At 36.2% G+C, this 20804-nt stretch carries 21 protein-coding genes and 1 pseudogene; 7 read left to right on the plus strand and 15 right to left on the minus strand.

Annotated elements, in window-relative coordinates; genetic code table 11:
• Positions 1–549 precede the first annotated feature (549 nt).
• Complete coding sequence (locus VSQ62_RS27905; RefSeq protein ID WP_016222126.1) at positions 550–885, minus strand: helix-turn-helix domain-containing protein; 336 nt, start codon at positions 883–885, stop codon at positions 550–552.
• Between the two features lie 240 nt (positions 886–1125).
• Here VSQ62_RS27905 and VSQ62_RS27910 point away from each other — a divergent pair, with 240 nt between their 5' ends.
• Positions 1126–1332: a mobility-associated LCxxNW protein gene (locus VSQ62_RS27910; RefSeq protein WP_004074303.1), complete on the plus strand. Its 207-nt coding sequence runs from the start codon at positions 1126–1128 to the stop codon at positions 1330–1332.
• A 21-nt stretch (positions 1333–1353) separates the two neighbouring features.
• Here VSQ62_RS27910 and VSQ62_RS27915 read toward each other — a convergent pair whose 3' ends face one another.
• The 9 genes from VSQ62_RS27915 to VSQ62_RS27955 all read right to left on the minus strand — a co-directional run bounded on the left by VSQ62_RS27915 (position 1354) and on the right by VSQ62_RS27955 (position 10068).
• Positions 1354–1635 carry a hypothetical protein gene (locus VSQ62_RS27915; RefSeq protein ID WP_004074305.1) on the minus strand — a complete coding sequence of 94 codons (282 nt, stop codon included), beginning with the start codon at positions 1633–1635 and terminating at the stop codon, positions 1354–1356.
• Positions 1636–1653: 18 nt separating this feature from the next.
• Positions 1654–2178 carry a hypothetical protein gene (locus VSQ62_RS27920; protein WP_004074306.1) on the minus strand — a complete coding sequence of 175 codons (525 nt, stop codon included), beginning with the start codon at positions 2176–2178 and terminating at the stop codon, positions 1654–1656.
• Between the two features lie 23 nt (positions 2179–2201).
• Positions 2202–3107 carry a YitT family protein gene (locus tag VSQ62_RS27925; protein ID WP_022745518.1) on the minus strand — a complete coding sequence of 302 codons (906 nt, stop codon included), beginning with the start codon at positions 3105–3107 and terminating at the stop codon, positions 2202–2204.
• A complete protein-coding gene (locus VSQ62_RS27930) occupies positions 3083–5116 on the minus strand; it encodes a beta-galactosidase (protein ID WP_016222127.1) in 2034 nt (677 codons plus the stop codon). Before VSQ62_RS27930 ends, VSQ62_RS27925 begins: the two co-directional genes overlap by 25 nt.
• Positions 5117–5147: 31 nt before the next feature.
• Positions 5148–5957, minus strand: coding sequence for a carbohydrate ABC transporter permease (locus VSQ62_RS27935; RefSeq protein WP_016222128.1), 810 nt, complete (start codon positions 5955–5957; stop codon positions 5148–5150).
• A complete protein-coding gene (locus VSQ62_RS27940) occupies positions 5950–6843 on the minus strand; it encodes a carbohydrate ABC transporter permease (RefSeq protein ID WP_016222129.1) in 894 nt (297 codons plus the stop codon). The genes VSQ62_RS27935 and VSQ62_RS27940 overlap by 8 nt, the downstream gene beginning before the upstream one ends.
• 71 nt (positions 6844–6914) lie before the next feature.
• Positions 6915–8195 (minus strand): ABC transporter substrate-binding protein, encoded by a 1281-nt coding sequence (locus VSQ62_RS27945; RefSeq protein ID WP_016222130.1) that lies wholly within the window; start codon positions 8193–8195, stop codon positions 6915–6917.
• Positions 8196–8211: 16 nt separating this feature from the next.
• Entirely contained in the window at positions 8212–9063 is an 852-nt protein-coding gene (locus VSQ62_RS27950; RefSeq protein ID WP_016222131.1) for a PfkB family carbohydrate kinase, read from the minus strand.
• Positions 9064–9072: 9 nt separating this feature from the next.
• Entirely contained in the window at positions 9073–10068 is a 996-nt protein-coding gene (locus tag VSQ62_RS27955; RefSeq protein ID WP_016222132.1) for an SIS domain-containing protein, read from the minus strand.
• A gap of 326 nt (positions 10069–10394) precedes the next feature.
• On the opposite strand from VSQ62_RS27955, the gene VSQ62_RS27960 reads away from it, so the two are divergent.
• The 4 genes and pseudogenes from VSQ62_RS27960 to istA all read left to right on the plus strand — a co-directional run.
• Complete coding sequence (locus VSQ62_RS27960) at positions 10395–11105, plus strand: GntR family transcriptional regulator (protein ID WP_004074323.1); 711 nt, start codon at positions 10395–10397, stop codon at positions 11103–11105.
• Positions 11102–11839, plus strand: a complete 738-nt coding sequence (locus tag VSQ62_RS27965) for a GntR family transcriptional regulator (RefSeq protein ID WP_004074337.1) — start codon at positions 11102–11104, stop codon at positions 11837–11839. Before VSQ62_RS27960 ends, VSQ62_RS27965 begins: the two co-directional genes overlap by 4 nt.
• Positions 11840–12048: 209 nt before the next feature.
• Positions 12049–12438 (plus strand): hypothetical protein, encoded by a 390-nt coding sequence (locus VSQ62_RS27970; RefSeq protein WP_155962222.1) that lies wholly within the window; start codon positions 12049–12051, stop codon positions 12436–12438.
• Positions 12439–12591: 153 nt separating this feature from the next.
• A pseudogene (gene istA, locus VSQ62_RS27975) lies at positions 12592–13605 on the plus strand (IS21 family transposase); the annotation flags it as partial.
• Between the two features lie 47 nt (positions 13606–13652).
• On the opposite strand, the gene VSQ62_RS27980 reads toward istA, so the two are convergent.
• The 3 genes from VSQ62_RS27980 to VSQ62_RS27990 all read right to left on the minus strand — a co-directional run bounded on the left by VSQ62_RS27980 (position 13653) and on the right by VSQ62_RS27990 (position 16784).
• Positions 13653–14213, minus strand: coding sequence for a sigma factor-like helix-turn-helix DNA-binding protein (locus VSQ62_RS27980; protein WP_004074341.1), 561 nt, complete (start codon positions 14211–14213; stop codon positions 13653–13655).
• 329 nt (positions 14214–14542) lie between these two features.
• Positions 14543–15088: a hypothetical protein gene (locus VSQ62_RS27985; protein WP_004074343.1), complete on the minus strand. Its 546-nt coding sequence runs from the start codon at positions 15086–15088 to the stop codon at positions 14543–14545.
• Positions 15089–15485: 397 nt separating this feature from the next.
• Positions 15486–16784 (minus strand): IS4 family transposase, encoded by a 1299-nt coding sequence (locus VSQ62_RS27990; RefSeq protein ID WP_004074345.1) that lies wholly within the window; start codon positions 16782–16784, stop codon positions 15486–15488.
• Positions 16785–16950: 166 nt separating this feature from the next.
• Here VSQ62_RS27990 and VSQ62_RS27995 point away from each other — a divergent pair, with 166 nt between their 5' ends.
• Both VSQ62_RS27995 and VSQ62_RS28000 read left to right on the plus strand, forming a co-directional pair.
• Positions 16951–18252 (plus strand): relaxase/mobilization nuclease domain-containing protein, encoded by a 1302-nt coding sequence (locus VSQ62_RS27995; protein ID WP_236946129.1) that lies wholly within the window; start codon positions 16951–16953, stop codon positions 18250–18252.
• Positions 18253–18459: 207 nt separating this feature from the next.
• A complete protein-coding gene (locus VSQ62_RS28000) occupies positions 18460–18738 on the plus strand; it encodes an ATP-binding protein (protein ID WP_196813979.1) in 279 nt (92 codons plus the stop codon).
• 137 nt (positions 18739–18875) lie between these two features.
• Here VSQ62_RS28000 and VSQ62_RS28005 read toward each other — a convergent pair whose 3' ends face one another.
• Together VSQ62_RS28005 and VSQ62_RS28010 are read right to left on the minus strand one after the other, a co-directional pair.
• Complete coding sequence (locus VSQ62_RS28005; protein WP_016222133.1) at positions 18876–19688, minus strand: HAD-IIA family hydrolase; 813 nt, start codon at positions 19686–19688, stop codon at positions 18876–18878.
• A gap of 161 nt (positions 19689–19849) precedes the next feature.
• A complete protein-coding gene (locus VSQ62_RS28010; RefSeq protein WP_117596760.1) occupies positions 19850–20650 on the minus strand; it encodes a helix-turn-helix transcriptional regulator in 801 nt (266 codons plus the stop codon).
• Positions 20651–20804: the final 154 nt, after the last annotated feature.

The following is a 20804-nucleotide window of genomic DNA, read 5'->3' on the forward strand; positions in this document are numbered from 1 at the left end:
ATGATTGAGACGCTATACTAATATAACCCACTGCAAATAAATAAGCTTTGGTACATACCTTTTTATCAATTAATATAGCTATCGCAACACCACATTCCTATACTGTTATTTTGCGTTTTATTTGAGGTCATTTTGAGTCAAATTAGTCGAATTATATAATCCCTTTTTTATGCCTTGCCACAACAATCATTAGATGGCTGATTATTGCTGTGGCAAGGGTTCCAGGGGTTTGGGGGTGGAAGACCCCCCACGGTAAACGCATATCTCTGTTTTCACAAAATACTCAGAGCAGAACTGATTCAATTTGGCAGATGTGCATAATTGTGCTCTTATAGTAATTGAAGTAATTAAGCTCTGAAAGGTACAAAATTTGTTTTTTCATTACGAAAACTTCATACAGAGCAAAATAAGCAAAAAGCTTGCGTTTACCGTGGAAGACCCCCAAGGTTTTCTTGATAAATTAATTTGCTTGAAACTGGAGCAAATAGCGTGACGTTCTACACTATACCTTTAACCCAAAATTTACCTACATAGCTTAGTATGGTTATACTAGCTTATTTTTCTTAAAATCACTTTAGAAGATTCAATTATTTCTGCAATAATTTTCAATTCTTTCTGACTACAATCTTGTATAATATCCATAATTTCATTCTTCAAGACAGGTGTTTCAATTTTCATACATTCAGCCAGTACCATCTCTGGTGGTATATTTAATTCATTTACAATTTTAATGAAGGTAGATAAACTTACTTTTGTTTTTCCCGTCTCTATATTACTAATATGTTGACTAGTGACCCCCACTAACTCAGCTAGTATTTCCTGTGTCATGTTACGCCTTTTCCTTATATCTTTTATGTGCGCCCCAAGTACTTTTTCATACTCCATAACTATATGACCTTCTTGAGATTGCAGAATCAAGATGCACAGATAAATCCACCATCTTTTGTACTCAGTATGAACCGGTAGAGTGGTATTCACGCATTACTCCAACAGAGGCTGCTGGAAGTCCTATTTCAGAAGCAATCATGGATCGAATCATTCACAATTCATATGAAGTGTTGATTGATGGTAAGGTATCCATGCATGAGCGTCACGGATTGAAAGCAGCCCAGAAAGGAGGCATCCATGAATAATTATTGTGCATTCAGTAAAGATCATCATTGTATCAAGTGGCAAGACTATGTGTTAGCTCGTCTTGAACTGGAAGAATGCGATGAATTATGTCATGGCAACTGGATTGAAATAGAATCTCTCCAGCGTCAGGTACATTTCCTGAAAAAGCTTCTGGAAGAAAACGGCATTGTATTACCAGACGATTATTATGACCTATGATTTATTCAGTTGTATTTATAATTAACAGGCAGTTGCCTGATAATTAGCATAAAATAGCATTGGCTCAGTCTCCGTGAGGGTGGCTCTCATCCTCCGTGGGACTGGCTCAGTTTGACCGTGCAAGTGGTTCACTTGGAACGGAATATACACAATTAATGCTGTAGATGCAATATAGAGCACTTTTCCTACAATTTCTTTACTTTTTTCTTCTTTATTTTCGACTACTTCAATACCTTTTAAGATATAATCTGTAGTAACATTAAAATAATCACTCATTATAATTATTTTTTCCACATCGGGCATGCTCTGCTCACTTTCCCATTATACTGACTGCCTGCTATCTATCTCTTTATATTGAAATCCAATATCTACTTCCTGTATCTTTGATTGAAGCTGTTCCTTCCATCCGGCACAGGAACTTCTGTTTTTCACAACAGCAAAGTCAAGAAATGCTGTCAGATTATATGGAAATTCCAGGGTATTATAATCCTCTTCCGAAAGATATTGACTGGTCACATATGCAACTGGATAAACCTCTGAATTTTCATAAATATTCTCTGCGATTTCTTTGTAACCTGGAATATTTTCCTGTGAGACAATATGCTCTTTGTAATCTAACCAGCAGTAAGAGATATTTACTCGACTGTTTGGGGCATGAATCCTATCATAGTAGTACTGGAAATCTGGAAATGGAATATCCTTCTTTTTAATATTTTTCTGAGGATAAAAAAGTAATTCCACCTCTTTTGGTGGCATCATCTGGAGTTCTTCAATCGGAATTCCTCCCGCGTGATAACGTTCCATAATCAAAGATAATGTTCCGGATCCAATCTTATACCGATCCATGCTAGAACTTCTTAATTTTTATATTATATTGGCTTGAATCCTTTTCCACGCACTTCATTCGATTCTATTGTAACAAGAAACGCTGATGAATCTACTTTCTTTACAGCTTTTTGAATCGTATGCATTTCTTTATTGTTACATGCACACATTAATACTTCTTTTTCACGTCCTGTATAACTTCCTTCTGCCTTAATCAAAGTTGCCCCTCGTTGTGATAGCTCATCAATTTTTGCCGCAATTTGTGGTCCCTTTTCTGTTACAATCAAAGCAAGTTTTCCAGCATCAACGCCATACATTAGCTTATCTACGACAAATGATAGAATATACGTTCCAATTAATCCATAAATAATCTTATCAATGTTTCCACGCATCAGAATTCCACCAATAATTACAATAATAAAATCCATAACAATGATAATTTTTCCTACAGAAATATGTGGCTTTGCCTTGTGTATTGCCATCAAAACAAAATCTGCTCCACCTGTAGAGGTATCTCTCATGTAAATTAATGCATATCCGATTCCTGAGAATACACTCATACAAATACAAGATAACATCATATCACCTTGGTAAACTGGAAACAATGGAACAACCCAGTCCATCAGTATATTAGAAATTAACATTGTCTTTATTGATCTTAAAAAAAATTGTTTTCCCAACAACTTGTAACAAATTAAAATAATTGGAATATTCAAAATTGTCGTCATTGTACCAATTGGAATTTTCCAAAAATAATAAAACACGATTGCAATACCTGATATACCTGCTACCGGAAATCCAGATGCCACTGCAAAATTATAGACTCCAATCGCAATGAAACAACCACCTACAATATCAAGTAAAATATCAATTAAAAATGTCTTTGCCTTTGATTTCAATGTGAGTTCCTCCCTATTACGGAATCTTATTTCTTTTGCATCACAATACATTGATATGTTTGCAGTTTTATTGAACCTGTAAGGATTTCATCAGTAATCAAATTTGTATAACATTCATTCAAAACCATCTTCACAGGATGTCTGTTAAAATTCTGAAGAAAATATACATCATCTTTCTGTTCTTTTCCACTTCTTTTTGAAACAGTAACTCCATAAGGTAATGTTTCCGTCAAATTTGCTTCCACATTTGCTTCCTCAATTACATCGCCCAAAAATTCTTTCAAAAATTCCAGATCTGGTTGAACAACAACATAGTAAGCTTTTCCTTTGCCATACGCATTTTCTGTAATTGCTGGAGTATTTACATTGTAATCTTGCAAGTATGTTCCCAACGGCTTTGCAGTTTGAAGTGTCACAACTTCTCTTAACACACCGGCTTTATATACACCGTCTTTATAGGAGAAAGTATTTGGAAAATATTCATTCCCCACATCAATCTCATCAACTGATAATCCTAGCAATCTCTCATGTGGTCTCTCTCCAATAAAACATAAATCTGTTTCATTTACTACTCCACTCCAATAAGTTGTTACATATATTCCACCTGCTTCCACGTATGCTTCTACTTTATGAATATACTCTTTTTTATGCAAGTACAAGGTCGGAGCAACCACAAGCTGATAATCTAACAACTCTCGATCCATGGAAATTATATCAACTTCAATTCCTTTTTCCCAAAAAACCCGATAATATTTTAAAAGTTCTTCCGTATAATCAAATTTTCTCGATATTGCTTGTGCGTCAGAAAGAGCCCACCAATTTTCCCAATCCATAATAATAGCTACCTTCGCCCTATTACATGTACTTAGTATTTGACTGCTTAGCTTTTCTAGATCTTTGCCAATCCAAGCAACTTCTTGAAAAACTCTATTCTTTTCTGACGCATCATGATCAACAACCGCTCCATGAAACTTTTCACTCGATCCTCTGCTTTTTCTCCATTGAAAATAAAGAACACTATTCGAACCTAACGCAATTGCCTGCATTGAAGATAAGTAATTCATCCCCGGTCTTTTTACATTATTTTCCTCATCCCAATTCACAAGTGATGGTGTTGATTCCATCATCAAAAATGGCTTCTTCTGAAATCCTCTCATCTGGTTATGCATAAAGGCTGCCCACACAGCAATCGGTACTTCATCTTCTTTTGTATGCCAACTCGGATAAGAGTCCCAAGAAATCACATCCAACTCCTCTGCCCATTTATCATAATCCAATGGTGAAAAATACATCATCATGTTTGTTGTAACTGGAAGATCCGAATATGTTTTAACAGCTCGAATCTCTTCTCTACAAAAGTCCTGTAACTGTTCGCTCACAAATCTTTTCCAGTCCAATTTCAAACCGTGTAATTCATCCTCTCCCCTCGGAGAAGGTGAATGAATCTGTTCCCAATCGGTATAAGTATGACTCCAAAACGCACTCCACCATGCATGATTCAATGCATCCAATGTTTTGTATTTTTTTTTCAACCATTTCCGAAATGCTTTTTGACATTCTTCGCAATGACAAGAAGCATCCCTAAAATTTCCTCCGTATTCGTTTGATATATGCCAAAGAATTACTCCTGGATGTTTTCCAAAGCGTTCTGATAATTTCAAATCCAACTTTCTAGTTTTTTCTCTCATAACAGCAGACGTGTAACAAAAATTATGCCTTTTTCCTGGTAAATTCTGTATCCCGTTTTCATCTGTCTGCATTACTTCAGGATATTTTTGAGTCATCCAATTTGGCATTGCACCTGTTGGTGTAGCTAGATTTGTATAGATGCCATTGTCATATAAACGGTTAATAATTTCTTCTAAATAGTCAAACTGATATTTTCCTTCTTCTGGCTCTAAAAATGCCCACGAAAATATTCCTAGTGAAACATTATTTACATGCGCTAATTTCATTAACCGGATATCCTCTTCAAGAATATCCGGTCTATCTAACCATTGTTCAGGATTATAATCTCCACCATGCAGAAGACCTGGCATATTTATTTTTTTATATTCCATTTCTAATCCCTTTCTTTATAGATATCATTTATTATTTTACAGCTCCAGTAATACCTTCTGCAAAATTCTTCTGTAAAATAAAGAATACTAAGGCGGTAGGCAATGTACATATTAAGACTGCCAACATAAGCATTCCATAGTCTGTTACATATCCCTCTGTCAGATTTGCTACAACCATTGGCATTGTCATGCTCTTGGATTGTGTCATAATTACTTTCGGCCACATATAACTATTCCAAGCATTCATAAATGTAATAGTCATAGCCGCTGCATATGTTGATTTCATTGTAGGAATAAACATCTGAAAGAAGATTCTAATTTCCGAAAGTCCATCTAATCTGGCAGCTTCAATAATATCACGAGGAAATGATCTTGCACTCTGTCGAAACATCATGATTAAAAATGGGGTTGATACCGTTGGTAAAATGAATCCCAACGTACTATTTAACATTTTCATTTTTGCAACCATCTGAAACAATGGGACCAATATCGTAATAAATGGAACCATCATTGCAAGAAGAATCACACCCATCACGGCATCTTTTGCTTTATCATGATAAATTTCAAATCCATATCCTGCCAAGGAACATATCACCATCGAAACTATTGTAAGTAATATTGCATATTTAAATGAATTGACCAATGCAGCCCCTACATCTTGATTTGCCAGCAGATTTTTCAAGTTTTCTCCCAAATGAGAGCCAAGCGATAATACACCTTTTGATACATCCACACTTTTGTTTGTGGATGCACTTACCATCCAGTACAAAGGAAATACTGAAATAAAAGTAACCAAAATCAAGAATGCATACATTCCTATATTTTTCACCTTTTTAATCACGTTTATCACCCACCCTCATTTGTATAAATGCTAATACTGCAACCAACAGTAATATAAAGAAGGACATCGCTGCTGCATATCCAAAATTCGGCACATACTTAAAACATAAATTATATATGTAATGTGACATAGAGATTGAAGCATTCGCAGGACCTCCATCGGTCAAGTTAATTGATTCATCAAATAACTGTAATGTTCCATTTGTTGACATTATTGCTGTCAACAAGATAGTTGGTTTTAATAATGGAACAGTAATCTTAAAAAATGTCTGTATTGCTGATGCTCCATCAATTTTTGCAGCTTCGTATACTGAATATTCAATGTTTTGCAATCCAGAAAGGAAAAATACCATATTATATCCTGTCCATCTCCACAAAAGAGCCAATATGATAACCATTTTTGCCGCAAATGGTTGTGTCAAAAAATTATATGGTTTATCCAAAATCCCCAAATTCACTAGAACATAATTTACTAATCCATCATTTGCAAACAAAGACCGAAAAATAATTGCATACGCAACCAATGAAGTTGTACACGGCAAAAAAATCATTGTTCGGAAAAATCCTTTAAACCGTAAGTCTTTTTTATTTAGAATACAAGCTAACACCATCGCTACTACAAGCATAATGGGTACTTGAAGAATGAAATAAAAAAATGTGTTTTTTATTGACTGAAGAAATACATCATCTTGAAACATTCTGATGTAATTTGTAAATCCAGCCATCTGCATATTTCTACCTTTCCCTGTCTGAAAAGATAAAACTAACGCTTTGATCATTGGCCAAAAACTAAACACCGCAATCAAAAATGTTGCTGGTGCCAAAAAAGCCCATCCTGTTAAATTATGCTTTTTTTCCAACGTCATTTTTCTTGGTTTGTTAGACACAAAAACTCCTCCTCTCTATCCATAAGGGGAATGGTTCTACATTCCATCCCCTTGTATGATAGGAACCTTTCTTACTGTCCCATATTAAAATTAACAGTATCTTCCGCTTTTTTAAGCTCTTTCTCTAAATCTGCACCATTTGTAATATTTGTTGTCGCAACAGAGATTGCGTCTCTTGCTTCATGGAAATATGGTCCCGTAATAATAGAAGGAACTTTTGTTGAATAGTCAACTATTTTTTCAAACACTACATCACCAGACAAAAATTCATTCGGTACTGCATATGCATCAGAATCTCCTGCTGGTGTCCATGTAGCAATTGCTCCACAAGAGAGAATATTATCATATAACTCTGTACTTCCAGCAAATGTAGACGCAAGAAAATCTTCTGCTAACTCTACGTTTCCACAATTCCCTGAGATTGCCCAGGAAGAACCTCCAATATTTGAATAGTTTGTGGCACCCTTTACATTTGTAAGTTTTGGAATATTTGTAATAGCCCATTTTCCTGACTGATCCTCAGCTGTCTGAATTGTTCCCATAATCCAACACCCATTAATCACACCTGCAACTTTACTGTTCAACATTGAGCCAGTGTATTCATCCCAGTTATTTACTTCCTGTAACACACCTGAATCTTTCATTTTACAATATGTATCAATTACCTTCTTCAAAGTGTCATTTTTTGCAATATTCGTTGTTCCATCTTCATTAAACAAAGATGCTCCTGCAGACTGTAACATCATCGTAAGCAAATCACATTCGCCTGCTAACGTTGTCAATAATGGTTTTCCTGTTTTTTCCAGTACTACTTTGCCTTTTTCAACCCACTCATCCCAAGTAATATCTGTAAAATCTTCTAAAGTCATTCCAGCTTCTTGCAAAATATCTGTACGATAACAAGCAATTGCTGCTCCGTTGTCAAAAGGCACTCCATAGTGTTTTCCATCTACAACAGAAAAATCTGTTTTACCAGAAGCAAATTCTGAAAAATCAATTTTCTTTTCAGAAATTTCTGCAAATACATCTGGATAAGATATTACATTTTTTTGGAATGCATGGTCTTGCAGCAAAAAAATATCTGGCAATGTGCTTAGATCTCCTGATGTACCAGCCGTAGTAAGTCTAGACTGTACATCTACATCTCCAACTTCGACAATATCAATTTTCACATCTTGATGATCTTCTTGATAAATTTTTGCAGCTTCTTCCATTGCAAAAATATTAAATGTTTTGTCCCAACACCATACTGTAATTGTATTATCGTCTTTTTTGTCCCCTGAACCTCCGCATGCTGCAATACCCATTGACATCGCAGCTGTCAATAAAATTGCCACTATTTTTTTTCCCATTTGTTATATTCTCCTTCTACCATGCCCCTTGATAGCCTATTGTTACCGCACTATTCTGAGCTCCTGCTTCCATCGAATCTTGAACATTCAATCCATTCAAAATCCCATATAAAAATCCGGCAATAAAACTGTCGCCTGCACCCATTGTATCAACAACTTTACACTCTATGATTCCAAATCGATACCAAGAATTTCCATCATACCCAATGCTTCCATTTTTCCCCAATGTTGCAATAATGACTTTAGGTCCTTTTTGTTGCATTGCTTTCATGAATTCCTTTAATTGTTCCATACAATTTTCTTTTTCTTTTAAGCCCATGCTATGATATTTCTGTCTAAACTCATTGCGTGATTCCTCGTCAAAAGAGAAGAATGCATATGTCACATATGGAATCGCTTTCTCAACAATTGGATTTGCAAATTTATTTGCAAAATCAAATGCAACTGGAATTTCTTTCGAAATAAGTGGAAGCTCATCTTCAATCATTCCCCAAATTCCTGTAACCGCTAAATCATGTTTCTTTATAAAGGAAATGTCTTGTTCTCTTAGCTTAAAGTCTGCCAAAACACCTTCTTCATATTTTCCAAACACTCTATCTCCATCTACAATGTCAACATGTGTAACTGCGGTTTTTCCATCCAGCACTTGAATATGAGAAGTATCAACTCCTTTATTTTGAATTGCACTTATCATGATTTTTCCGAATGAATCAGTTCCAACAGCACCTGTATAAGAACTTTCTCCACCTAATCGTTTTATGTATACAGCAACATTCACTGGGTTTCCCCCTGGATAAGATTCATTCAATGAATCATAATAATCAATACAATTATCTCCTATTGCTGCTACTCTTATCTTTCTGTCCATTTTGCCACCTTAATAGTCCAGACGTCTGTAATATCTTCTGATTTCCATAGGATGACAATTGACTTTTTCCATATGTACATCAATTCTCTGTGTTACCGCATGCATCACTAAATGTGATATATATCCTCTGTACTCTGGACTAATTCCTTTTAATTCAAATTTCTTGGTATCAATAATATTGTATTTTCCACAAATGCGTGGCAAGAAGTTTGCAACGCGCTCGCTCAATGATCTCTGAGAATCTTCCCCAATAAATACTGTAACTGGTGTATCTTTGTCAATTATTTCTAACATTCCATGGAAAAATTCTGCACTGTGGATAGATTTTGTACGAATCCAATGCTGTTCTTCCCAATAACACATTGCATAAGAATATGTGGCACCATACTGGTTCCCAGCCCCAACAAAATAATGAATTTTGTCGTCCTTATGACGATTTGCAAATTCTTCTCCGAAAGCATCTGCTTCCTTTTCAACTTCCACAAGTGCAGTTGCCAAATACTGATCCAACTCCTTGTATAAATCCTCATATTCTGGAAATTCTCCTGCATTGTACATAAATCTATCTGCTACCATATAAAATTTCAATTGTTCATTGGCAGGATATGTAATCACATAGTCTACAAGTTTTGCAAGTTCTGCAGTAGCAACATCAATAAAACCAATCACCCTTGCTCCACTCTTCTGTGCTTTTTTTACTCCATCTACGATTTCAGAAGTTGTTCCTGTAACAGACGAAATAATTACAATAGTTCCTTCTCCAACTTTTTTATTTCCAGTTGTCAAATACTCTGCTGCGTTTTCAACAAAAAATGAAAGTTTTGATTTTTCTTTCATATGAACCTCTGCCTGGAGGCAAGATGCATATGTTCCACCGATACCGAGCCAACAAATATTCTTGTATCCTTCTTTACAAATTCCATCAATCAATTCATTAATTTGATTTCTCAGAGCAAGCGCTCCATTCACACTTTCAATCTGTTTCTGTTCATTAAATTTCAACATAGTGTTTTCTCCTTTCCCTTCCTTTGTATTGGTGACTATTTTTAAATTTAATATACCACATTTTTTTATTTTTTCAATACTTCATGTAAAGAATATTGAATATTGTTGTATTTTTTATAATTTTTTTAAGTATAAATGCATTTATTTATACACAATGCATATATTTCTTTTATTCTGGTATGAAACACATTTCAAATTTACTATACCAGTTTTTATATTTATTTTTTATTTATTCATTTCTTTTTTCCTTTCCATTTGCTTTTTAAGAACTGACAACGTATAATTTGATTATAAGTTACAAGTAAATTATAATATTAGGAGTTCTTATGAAAAAAAATTTATTAACTTTAGATGTTGCATTATCAAAAGAAATCAAATACATGCTAAAGGAAGAACACTATCTTCCAGGTGACAAACTGCCTTCGGAACGAAAGCTGGCAGAGCTGTTTCATGTACAACGCTTAACTGTTCGTGGAGCCTTGAATCTGTTACTTCAAGATAAAACAATTATCTCAAAACCACGAAGTGGTTATTACGTAGCGCCTAAACGCATTTTACAATCCATTCGTAATTTTTCCTTACATTCAGAGGAAGATAGCGGACAATTAACTTACGAATTATATGATTTCAAAAAAATAGAAGCAGATAACTATCTTGCAAGCGAAATGTTACTTCCTGAAAAATCGAAAATATACAAAATTGTTTGGCTTTATTCAGATGATACTCAACTAATTTGTATCAATACAACGTATATTCCTGAATATATCTATCCAGATCTCACCCAACAAATTGCTGCTTCTGCTCCTGCAATTGATTTGATTACAAACAATTGTCAAATAACCTTGGCAAAATCGAATCAAAAAGTCACCTTACTTTACGCAGACACAAAGACTGCTCAAATTTTAAATATTCCTGTTGATAGCCCTTTAATGAAATACAAAGGGCTCATGTATGATAAACAAGGACATCTTGCAGTCTTTTTTGAAAATAATATGCTAATTGATCGTTTTGGTTTTATCAGGGAGGTAGTTTTATGAGCAATGATGATGTATTAGCCGCACAAATAAAATCTAGTATCATTACAAAAATTAAAACACAGGAATATCTTCCTGGGGAGTTGCTTCCTAGCGAACGGGATTTTGCAACAATGTATAGTGTAAGTCGGTATTTGATTCATGACATCTTTGACGAATTAATTAGCCAACATTACTTAATTCGCGTTCACGGAAAGGGAACTTTTGTCCGCAAACCCGAACAAAATCGAGTTGCTTTAGGAGTACTAAATGAATCAAAAAATGCCAGCTTTACCTCTTTAGTTCGTAACTTTGGTATTGAAATTTCCAATAAATGCTTAGGCACAGGTATAATCAAAAACAGAAAATACTTTGCAGATAAACTTGGACTTTCTGAAGAAGATGAAATATACGGTATTCATCGAATTCGTCTTGGAAACAAGGAACCTCTTGCAATTGAGTTTACCTATGTTCCTATTCATTTTTTTTCAGATATCGATAATTACAATTTTGAGCACATATCGCTTTATGATTATATGAAATCCAAAAATCATTTGCCTGTAAAATTTAATGAGACAATGATGATGGTAGAAGCTGGCGAAAAACTTCAAAAGCACCTTCATCTTCCAAGTGCCACCTCTATCGTCAACTATATTGAATTCATAGGATACGATGAAAATGGTAATTTAGTTGAATATACAGAAAGTTATTCACGCCCTGATAAACTTGAAGTGCGCTTTGTCACAAATGATATCTAAATTCACTTTAATTTTACCGTTTAGTATGTGTATGCACCATAAACAAAACAAGATAGAATATACACAAAATAATACTTTTGTTAGGGGCGGGGAAAATTGACCACCTAAAGCCGCTTAGAATTAACCATTTTTAGTCGGATAGAAAAGTCATTGTATTTTTCTCTTCGTGTTCTAAAATGATGTATGCCAATGCATCAGTAGAAATCACAATGGAAGAAAAATTCAATCCTGATAAAGTTAATCTCGCAGAATTAGAACGCAGGGCAGGAATTTCACGGGCCAAACTACGAAGAATTAAAAAATCTGGCTTTATTGACCTTCCGCATGCACTCACCGGCCGTAAAGCCGAACATACTCTTCTGACAGGATTTACAGGGATTATTGATGAATTACTCCGAAAAGGAATTACAAACTCTTCCCTCTGTTATGACAGATTAAAAGAAAATGGGTTCCAGGGTGGTTTAACCATCGTTAAAGACTATATTTCCAAGCATAAGGAACTTGTCCCACCCAAAAGGCAGCTTGTAGTTTCTCAAGGCAGCCGTGGTCAGCGTTACCATACAGCACCGGGAGAATCATACCAGATGGACTGGGGATGAATAATCTGTGCCCAAATGAGCCACCTGTCCGATGAGAGTGAGCCACGATTCCGTTTTGCCGTGAGCCACGATTCCGGTCATAATGAGCCACTTGTTTTATAATAGAATTATGCACAATTATTGTGTAAATCTATTACACAGGAGGTCACCATTATGACCAAATATCGAGAAATCCTAAGATTATCCAGCTTAGGATTTAGTAATCGGAGCATAGCATTGAGCGTTCCGTGTTCAAGAAATACCGTAGCAAAGGTCTTAAAACGAGCACAAGAATTAGATGTTTCTTGGCCGCTGGAAGACACTCAAACGGATGAAGTTCTTGAAGGCTTGCTTTATCCAAAACAATGCGACCGCTCTCAAAAGCGTATGCCAGACTATGCCTACATTCACAAGGAGCTGCTCCGTAACGGAGTAAGTAAAAAACTCCTGTGGACAGAATACATGGAGGATTGCCGTGCCAACGGCGATGAACCACTGATGTATTCACAATTCTGCTATCACATCCAACAGGATGAACAGAAACGACGTGCTACCATGCACATCAATCGTAAACCCGGTGAGCAGGTCGAGGTTGACTGGGCAGGGGATCCTGCAACGATTATTGACCCAGATACCGGTGAAAGCTTAAAGTCTTACATATTCGTAGGTGTAATGACTTACAGCCAGTATGCGTATGTAGAAGCCTTTCTGGATATGAAGCAGAAATCATGGATCACTGCCCATGTCCATATGTACGAATTTTTTGGCGGTGTCGCCAGAATTCTCGTACCGGATAACTGCAGGACAGCAGTTGTTCACAATGGTGGATGGAAAGATCAGCAGATCAATGAAACCTATCAGGAAATGGCTGAGCACTATGGCACAGCTATCATCCCTGCCCGTGTCAGGACACCAAAGGATAAGCCGAATGCCGAAGGAACAGTAGGAAATATTTCTACTTAGATAACAGCAGCACTCCGGAATGAACAGTTCTTTTCTCTTGCCGAATTAAACTGTGCAATCAGAGAAAAACTGGAGCAGTTCAATCGAAGGCTCTTTCAAAAGAAAGAGGGCAGCCGGCTGGACTTATTTCTTGAAGATGAAAAGCCATTACTTTCGCCATTACCTACTACCCGCTTTGAACTGAGTGACTGGAAGACAGCCACCGTCCAGTTCAATTATCACATTGGATTTTTCTCCAGTGCCCTTTTTGATGATTGATTTTTCAATTACGTTTATTTATTACCATTGTTATCTGATGGCAGTCTCACTTCTCCGGTCCTTTTCTTCATAATTGAATTCTGTGTTTCCATCTGTGTTAGAATATAATCGCTTTCCTGCAGAAATACACCTGCCGCCTCAGCATATGATTCATATCCAGCTGCTTTCATTCTCTTTAACATTTTTGCCAAAGCACTGTTTTTGTCTCTACTCACCTGACGTGTGCTGATGCCCAGTTCCTCTGCTGTTTCCTTAACCTGTTTTCCCATAATAAAATAATCGCTCACGATTTTCTTTTCTTTCTCTGTCAGATCACTAAAGAGTTCTTTGAAGAAGATCTCGGTTGTGATATCCGATGCAATGTCACGTCCGCTATCTGCGATAAAGTCTGTCGCACAACCGTTTTCTGACTCTAAACCACAAAATAATACTGTATTATTTCTCTGATGCTGCTGATCAAACATATAATGTTCCTTATTATAAGAAATATTAAGAACTTCCAGCTCCTCTGCTGTAATATTAGCGTATTTCACCTTCTGATATCTGTCGTAAAATGTGTATTTTCTTTCTTCCATGATTGTTCCTCCAATTTGTCGTTTTTGTTGGTTTGATTTATGACAAATCAAAAATCATGGATATCTGGCATAATGCCTGCCTCTTCCCTGCATCTTGATATGCTCTTCCTTTCCGGCGTCTACCTGTTAAAAAGGAAGCTTTTTCAAATCAGCAACCTGTTTTTAGGTATAAAAAAAGGCCATGCCCTTCCGGGCACAGCCTGACGCCTTATAATTTGAGAAAAAAAACCTCCGCAAACATTACGTCTGCGAAGGTCTATTTCTCTCAGCATATCAATTCTAACATGCACGTATTTTCATTGTAATACCATTCACATGCCAGTTTACTGTCAGTTCACTGCCACTTTACTTCCACTTTTCTTCCAGTTTATTTCCTCCATCTTATTCTGTATCTTTTCCGGTCGCGTAAATGCCCAGAGCATTGTTGCATACAACCGGATTGCTTTCTTACGGTTTCGATAATAAGTGGTGCTTGGCATATCATCCAGCATCATCATCACATCTTCATTGGTATTTCCTGCTTCAAAATATCTATATTTTAAAAGCCGATAATACAGCTGTCCATTCTTTGGATAATCCCTCAAAGCTATCAGGGAATCTCTCATAATTTCCAGCAAACAGAGATTCATATCATTATTCAGAAGCTTTTCCTGGATTCTGCGTTTCTCTGCAGTCGCATCAAAATCTACCAGATCATATAACATTTCCTTCAGATGCTTCCCTTCTTCTGCATACATTTCATAATCTATATCCACAAGGTTCTTCTCAATACGGAACATTACCTTGGTATACTGACTCAGCAATAATTCCGTATTCTTATAAGCATCCTCTGCCACTTCTTCCATATTGATAAACATATCCTGTATTCTCTGCATAATTGTCCTCCTTCCCGACCGCTTCCGCAGCCAGACCAATCATTGTATTGTTTGTTCCATTCACAGTCTGTCACTGTCCTAACATCTCTTCATGCAGATTCCGCAGAAATATCCGCTGTGGGATAGCTTCTATTTCTGGCTGACCGGCAACTGTATGATCTATTGAAAGCAATCGGTTCTCACGGGAAAGGATGTATCCCCGACTGCTGATGTTCTCATCGAATATCTATCTCTCCAAAGGGGGCCCTGATTCAGTTAATGTCATTAACTTAAGAAAATTTCGATTATTGTAATAAGTGTTCAGATTAGCTTTCTTGAAAAATCACAAGATTTACGCATAACAAATAAACAAACCAAAAGTCTGCTTTTTGCCAGCTATATTCATTTGAATAATTTTTTATCCTATACGGTATGCGAAACTAACCCATCGTTTCTTTATTACTCGACGCTGATATTGTCGGTGTGGTCTTTGGGGTGATAGTTCTTTCTTAATCAGGCCTTCAACATCTATCGTTACAAATGTCTGGCGCAGATAATGCCTGCATATTTGAATTGCCATTGTGTAGTTTAATTGGTATGTGTACTTACGGTTTCTTTCTTCCAGTATGATATTTGCTGAAATAATTTCACAAAAATTATACAGGATCAGTTTTGCGTAAATTTCCTGACAGATATATTCCACATTTTTAGAGTGAAGATTTGTCAGGCCAATCGTATATTTCAGCTCACGGAAAGAAGTTTCGATTCCCCATCGCATATGATAAAGTTCCTTGATCTTTTCAGGTGGGAATTCTTCTTTATCCAGGTTGCTGGCTATACATTCATAAACTCCATTTTCCAGCTGAAACTGTGTGAGTCTGAGATGAAGTGTATAAAACAAATTCTCAGAATCAAGAAAGTCAAATGGCGATGAATTTGAGAGATATTTATAACCTTTCGTTTTATAAAACTTTTGTTTACGGGTCATAATCAGTTCGATTTCTTCGTCAAATTCACAGGATACCGGCAAGGAAAGGCTTCCAGAAATGCTGCCTTTTTTCGAGGTATCTTTAATCCGGATTAGATAAAAGAGACCACGTTCCTGAATATTTGCAAAAATGTTATAAGTTTCGTATCCACGATCTGCCATAATGATAGTCTTCTGATTTGCAGTCAGCTTTTTAATCATTTCAATCATGGCAGAGGATTCATTTTCTTCATAAGGCTCCTGAATCAGAGCATCGACATATCGCCTGCTTTGGAGGTCATACAAGGCATTAAGATGCAGTTGATTAAAACCAAAAGTTCCTTCTTTACCAGCAAAATACGTGTGTGGATTTAGTGGATCACGAAATATATTCAAGTCAGAACCATCACAGGCAAGTAACTGGTAGCCTTGGTATTTTTTGTTACATAATATCTGCTCATGAAATTTATGAAATAAATATTCCATGGTATCTGGTTTCAATTTGTTCCTTTGTTTTATGAAACCAGAACGGGTTATTTGATTCAGATCATAATTAAAATATTTGTGTAATTCTGAGTTAAGTGAACCACCTTCCATAGTAAGTAGAAAGTTTATTGTCGAGGTAAAGTTCATCTTTCGATTTCTGGTAAAATCATGCCCAGGATTTTTGACGTAATCTTCTATCTGACTGGACATGCTGGAAATGGCAGCGTTGAGTTTGTTGCGGACATAATCAGCGTAAAAGTTCATTAGCAATTCCTCCTAAAATGTATTCATTCAAGGAGGCTTCGCCACATTTTTTCTGACATTTGTCAAGACCTTTTTCTGTTTTATTTTATAAATTTTTTTAAGTTAATGACATTAGTATATTAAGATCTTCCCCATTAAAGTAACTGACAAGAAAGCTCTGGACTATATCACCAATCCAGATAAGACAGATGAAAAAATACTGGTTTCCAGTTTTGGCTGCTCACCGGAAACTGCAGATCTGGAATTTGCTCTCACCAGAGAAAATGCAAAAAAGAATGGAATGGATAAGGGCGATAATCTTGCATTTCACTTAATTCAGTCATTTAAGCCTGGAGAAATTGACGCAGAAACCGCACATCGCCTGGGACAACAATTTGCGGATGAAGTGCTAAAAGGAAAATATGAATACGTGATCAGTACCCATGTTGATAAAGACCACATCCACAATCATATCCTCTTCAACGCCGCCAGCTTCGTCTCCAATCACAAGTATGTTTCCAACAAACGCAGCTATCATAAAATCTGTCGGATCAGCAATCGCATCTGCCAGGAAAACGGACTTGCCACCAGTATGCCAACCGGTGAAAAAGGGAAGAGTTATAAAGAAAATATGGAATACCATCGTGGAACCAGCTGGAAAGTCAAACTACGTGTTTCGATTGATAAGGCAATCTGGTCCTCTATCAATTATGAAGAATTTTTACAGAAAATGCAGTTGGCAGGATATGAAATACGACAGGGAAAAAATTTATCCTTCCGGGCACCTGAACAGAAAAATTTCACCTATATGAAATCTCTCGGAAGCTACTATACAGAAGAAAATGTCCGACTCCGCTTAGAGAAAAATCGTTATAAGACGAAAACTCCGAAGCCTTTGTCCAGAGAAGCTCGCCTGTATATCAATATCTCCACCTATATCACAACAGGCAATCGTGAATGCTTTGAACGCTGGGCAAAACTGAATAATCTAAAAGAAGCTGCAAAGACGTTCAACTATCTCTCCGAAAATAATCTCTTAAACTACGAGGACTTCCAACAGCATATTTCCAATGTTGAAAATTCCATCAAAGCGGCTGATCAGCACATCCAGAAAATCAGCACTGAGCTAACCACGCAGAAAGTCATTCAAAAACATTGTGACTCTTATCGGCTCTGTCGTAAAGTTATCGAAGATGCAAAATCAGCTCCAAATCCCACAGCATACCGGAGCAGACATCAGGCTGAATATCAGCTCCACGATTCGTTAAAAAAAGAGCTTCAGGATTTCGGCATTACCAAAATCCCAAGCTCTGAAAAAATCCAGAAACGAATTGACAATCTTGTATCTGAGAAAGCATCTACTATACGAGAGAAGCAGGAATTGCGGAAAAAGCAACTAACACTGGATATCATTCAGCAAAACTTTTCAGCACTACTCAACACGCAAAATATTGCATTATCCCATCCACTTCACGAAGAAACTTTGTAATCGAATAGGCGGGGATTTTGATTAAATCCCCGCCTATTCGATTATTGAAGAGAAGATGTATCTTTCTACTGTTTGTTAGTCGAACATAATATACTTTACATTGCTTTATGATTACTTACTTTAAATTTTTAGATTTATTTTTCTCTACAAGTAGATGGTTATACCTTAAAAATTGATAAACTTATTTGGAAGCCAGCTAAAATAAAAGTGTGTCTAGACTATATAGGTCGTATTACAGATAATTTATTATCTAATATAAGAAAATATGCAGACCCTTTAATTCCTATAGAAATATCTACGCTATATGTAAATCATTATGTAGGCATAAAAATAGAAAATAAAATTGCTGAGCCTTGCCGATATCATGGTTCTGGAATAGGAACTAAAAACATAAAAGCAATGATGCAACAAATGAATGGTTTATGTGAAATTAAATTTGCTTCTGATTATTACTGTATTATTCTCTATTTTCCAATTGACTTATAGATATATTATAAAATCTGTCAAATAAATATTCATACGAATGCAAGCAATTTCATAATCAAACAGAACTTGAGAGACAACCACATTTTCGATTGTCTATCAAGCTCTGTTTATCTCTTAGTACTTCAGATTATTCATTATTACTCTGCCTTTGACTTTGCTAACATAGCAATATCCCCCACACCATTTAAAACCATAGTTGGACGATACGCATAAGTTTTGAGTGTATCCTTCGTTGAACATCCAGAGAGAACCAATACAGTAGACATACCACTTTCCATTCCTGAAATCACATCTGTATCCATACGATCCCCAACCATTACAGCTTCTGCTGAATGACATCCAAGCATATTCAATCCTGTTCTCATCATCAGTGGATTCGGTTTCCCACAGAAATATGCCTGTGTACCTGTTGCCATTTCTATAGGTGCAATCAATGCACGACAAGCAGGAGCAATGCCGTTCTCAATCGGTCCGGAAACATCTGAGTTTGCTCCGATCAGCTTTGCACCTTTCAGAACTAAATTCGTTGCTTTTGTTAATGTATCCAATGAATAGGAGCGTCCCTCTCCCACAACAACATAATCCGGATTTACATCATTCATTGTGATACCTACATCATAAAGTGCATTTAACAGGCCGGCTTCTCCTATCACAAATGCCGAACAGCCTGCCGCCTGTTCTTTTAAAAATGCGGCTGTTGCCAATGCGCTGGTATAAAAATGTTCTTCTGGCACATCAAGTCCCATCCTTGCCAGTTTCTGATTTAATTCCCGTGGTGTATATCCACTATTATTTGTCAAAAATAAATATTCTTTCTTTTCATCATGCAACCACTGGATGAATTCTGGAACACCTGGCAATATCTGATTGTCATGATAAATCACACCATCCATATCACAGATGAATCCTTTTTTTTCATTAAAATCGATTATGGATTTTCTCATGTTCATATGCGCCCTGCCTTTCTTGTTTCTTTAGAATACACCTTGCTCTTTTCATAATAAAATAAAGCGCTATTTTCTACAAATATTTTCATATTATATCATCCACACATAAAATCAAATACATAGTACTGTGAAATCGAAGTAAATATTTCTATCAACAGAACCTTTTATGACAACATCTCTTTCACACAAGTACTCCGATAATCACTCGGTGATATTTTATATCTTTCTTTAAATACTCGGTTAAATGTTCTCTGACTTTCAAATCCACTATCCAGACAAATGTTTGTAATAGAATCACTCGTATTTTCCAAACGCTGGCATGCATAGTTCAGCCTTGCATCGTTAAGATATTGATTAAAGTTTCTATGGAATGTTTTGGAAAAGAGTCTGGATAAAACATATTTGCTCACCCCCAGATCTTTTGCCATCTCTTCCAGCGAAAATTTCTTCTTAAAATTTGCTGATATATAGGAAACTGTCTGGTAAATAAGATCGTTGCTCCCCACATTACTCTTTTCTACCAAATTTAATTTTCCTATGCAGCGTGCCAACACAATTTGAAGATATGCCTGTGCAACAGTAATATCCGACTGTTCTGTCTCTAAAATTGCATTTATAACCCTATATACCTCCGGTTCAACCTTTTCCGCTTTGATGATTGGGTATTCAGGAGCCATGGATTGCATGATATCTGCAAATTTGGCTATCGTAAATGGCGATGCAATCAGATAAGTCGCTTTATTTACACCGGGTGTCAGTACCTGATAGTGATGAATAACATCTGGAAATACAAAGCCTATATCTCCTTTTTCCATATGGTATAGTTCCTGTCCGACACCAAGTTCTAATGCTCCACTTGTTACACAAACGATCTCCAGTGCATTATGAAGATGTGGTTCAATATGTTTTGACTTCCTATTTATTGCTATGATCTCCTCTTTTGTGTCAACATATTTTAACTGCATGAAATACTCCCCTTTGCAACATTTGTCTATATCTTCTTTCGATTTGGCAAGCAATCCTTTTACACCTATCTTATAATCAACTTGTAAATAAGGAAAGGAGGAATTGCAAATGAGCAACCTAAAAAAATATCTGAATGACCTTTTAGTATTCTAC

The sequence above is a fragment of the Sporofaciens sp. JLR.KK001 genome, from assembly GCF_036941055.1.
In the GTDB taxonomy this organism is placed as follows: Bacteria; Bacillota; Clostridia; order Lachnospirales; family Lachnospiraceae; genus Sporofaciens.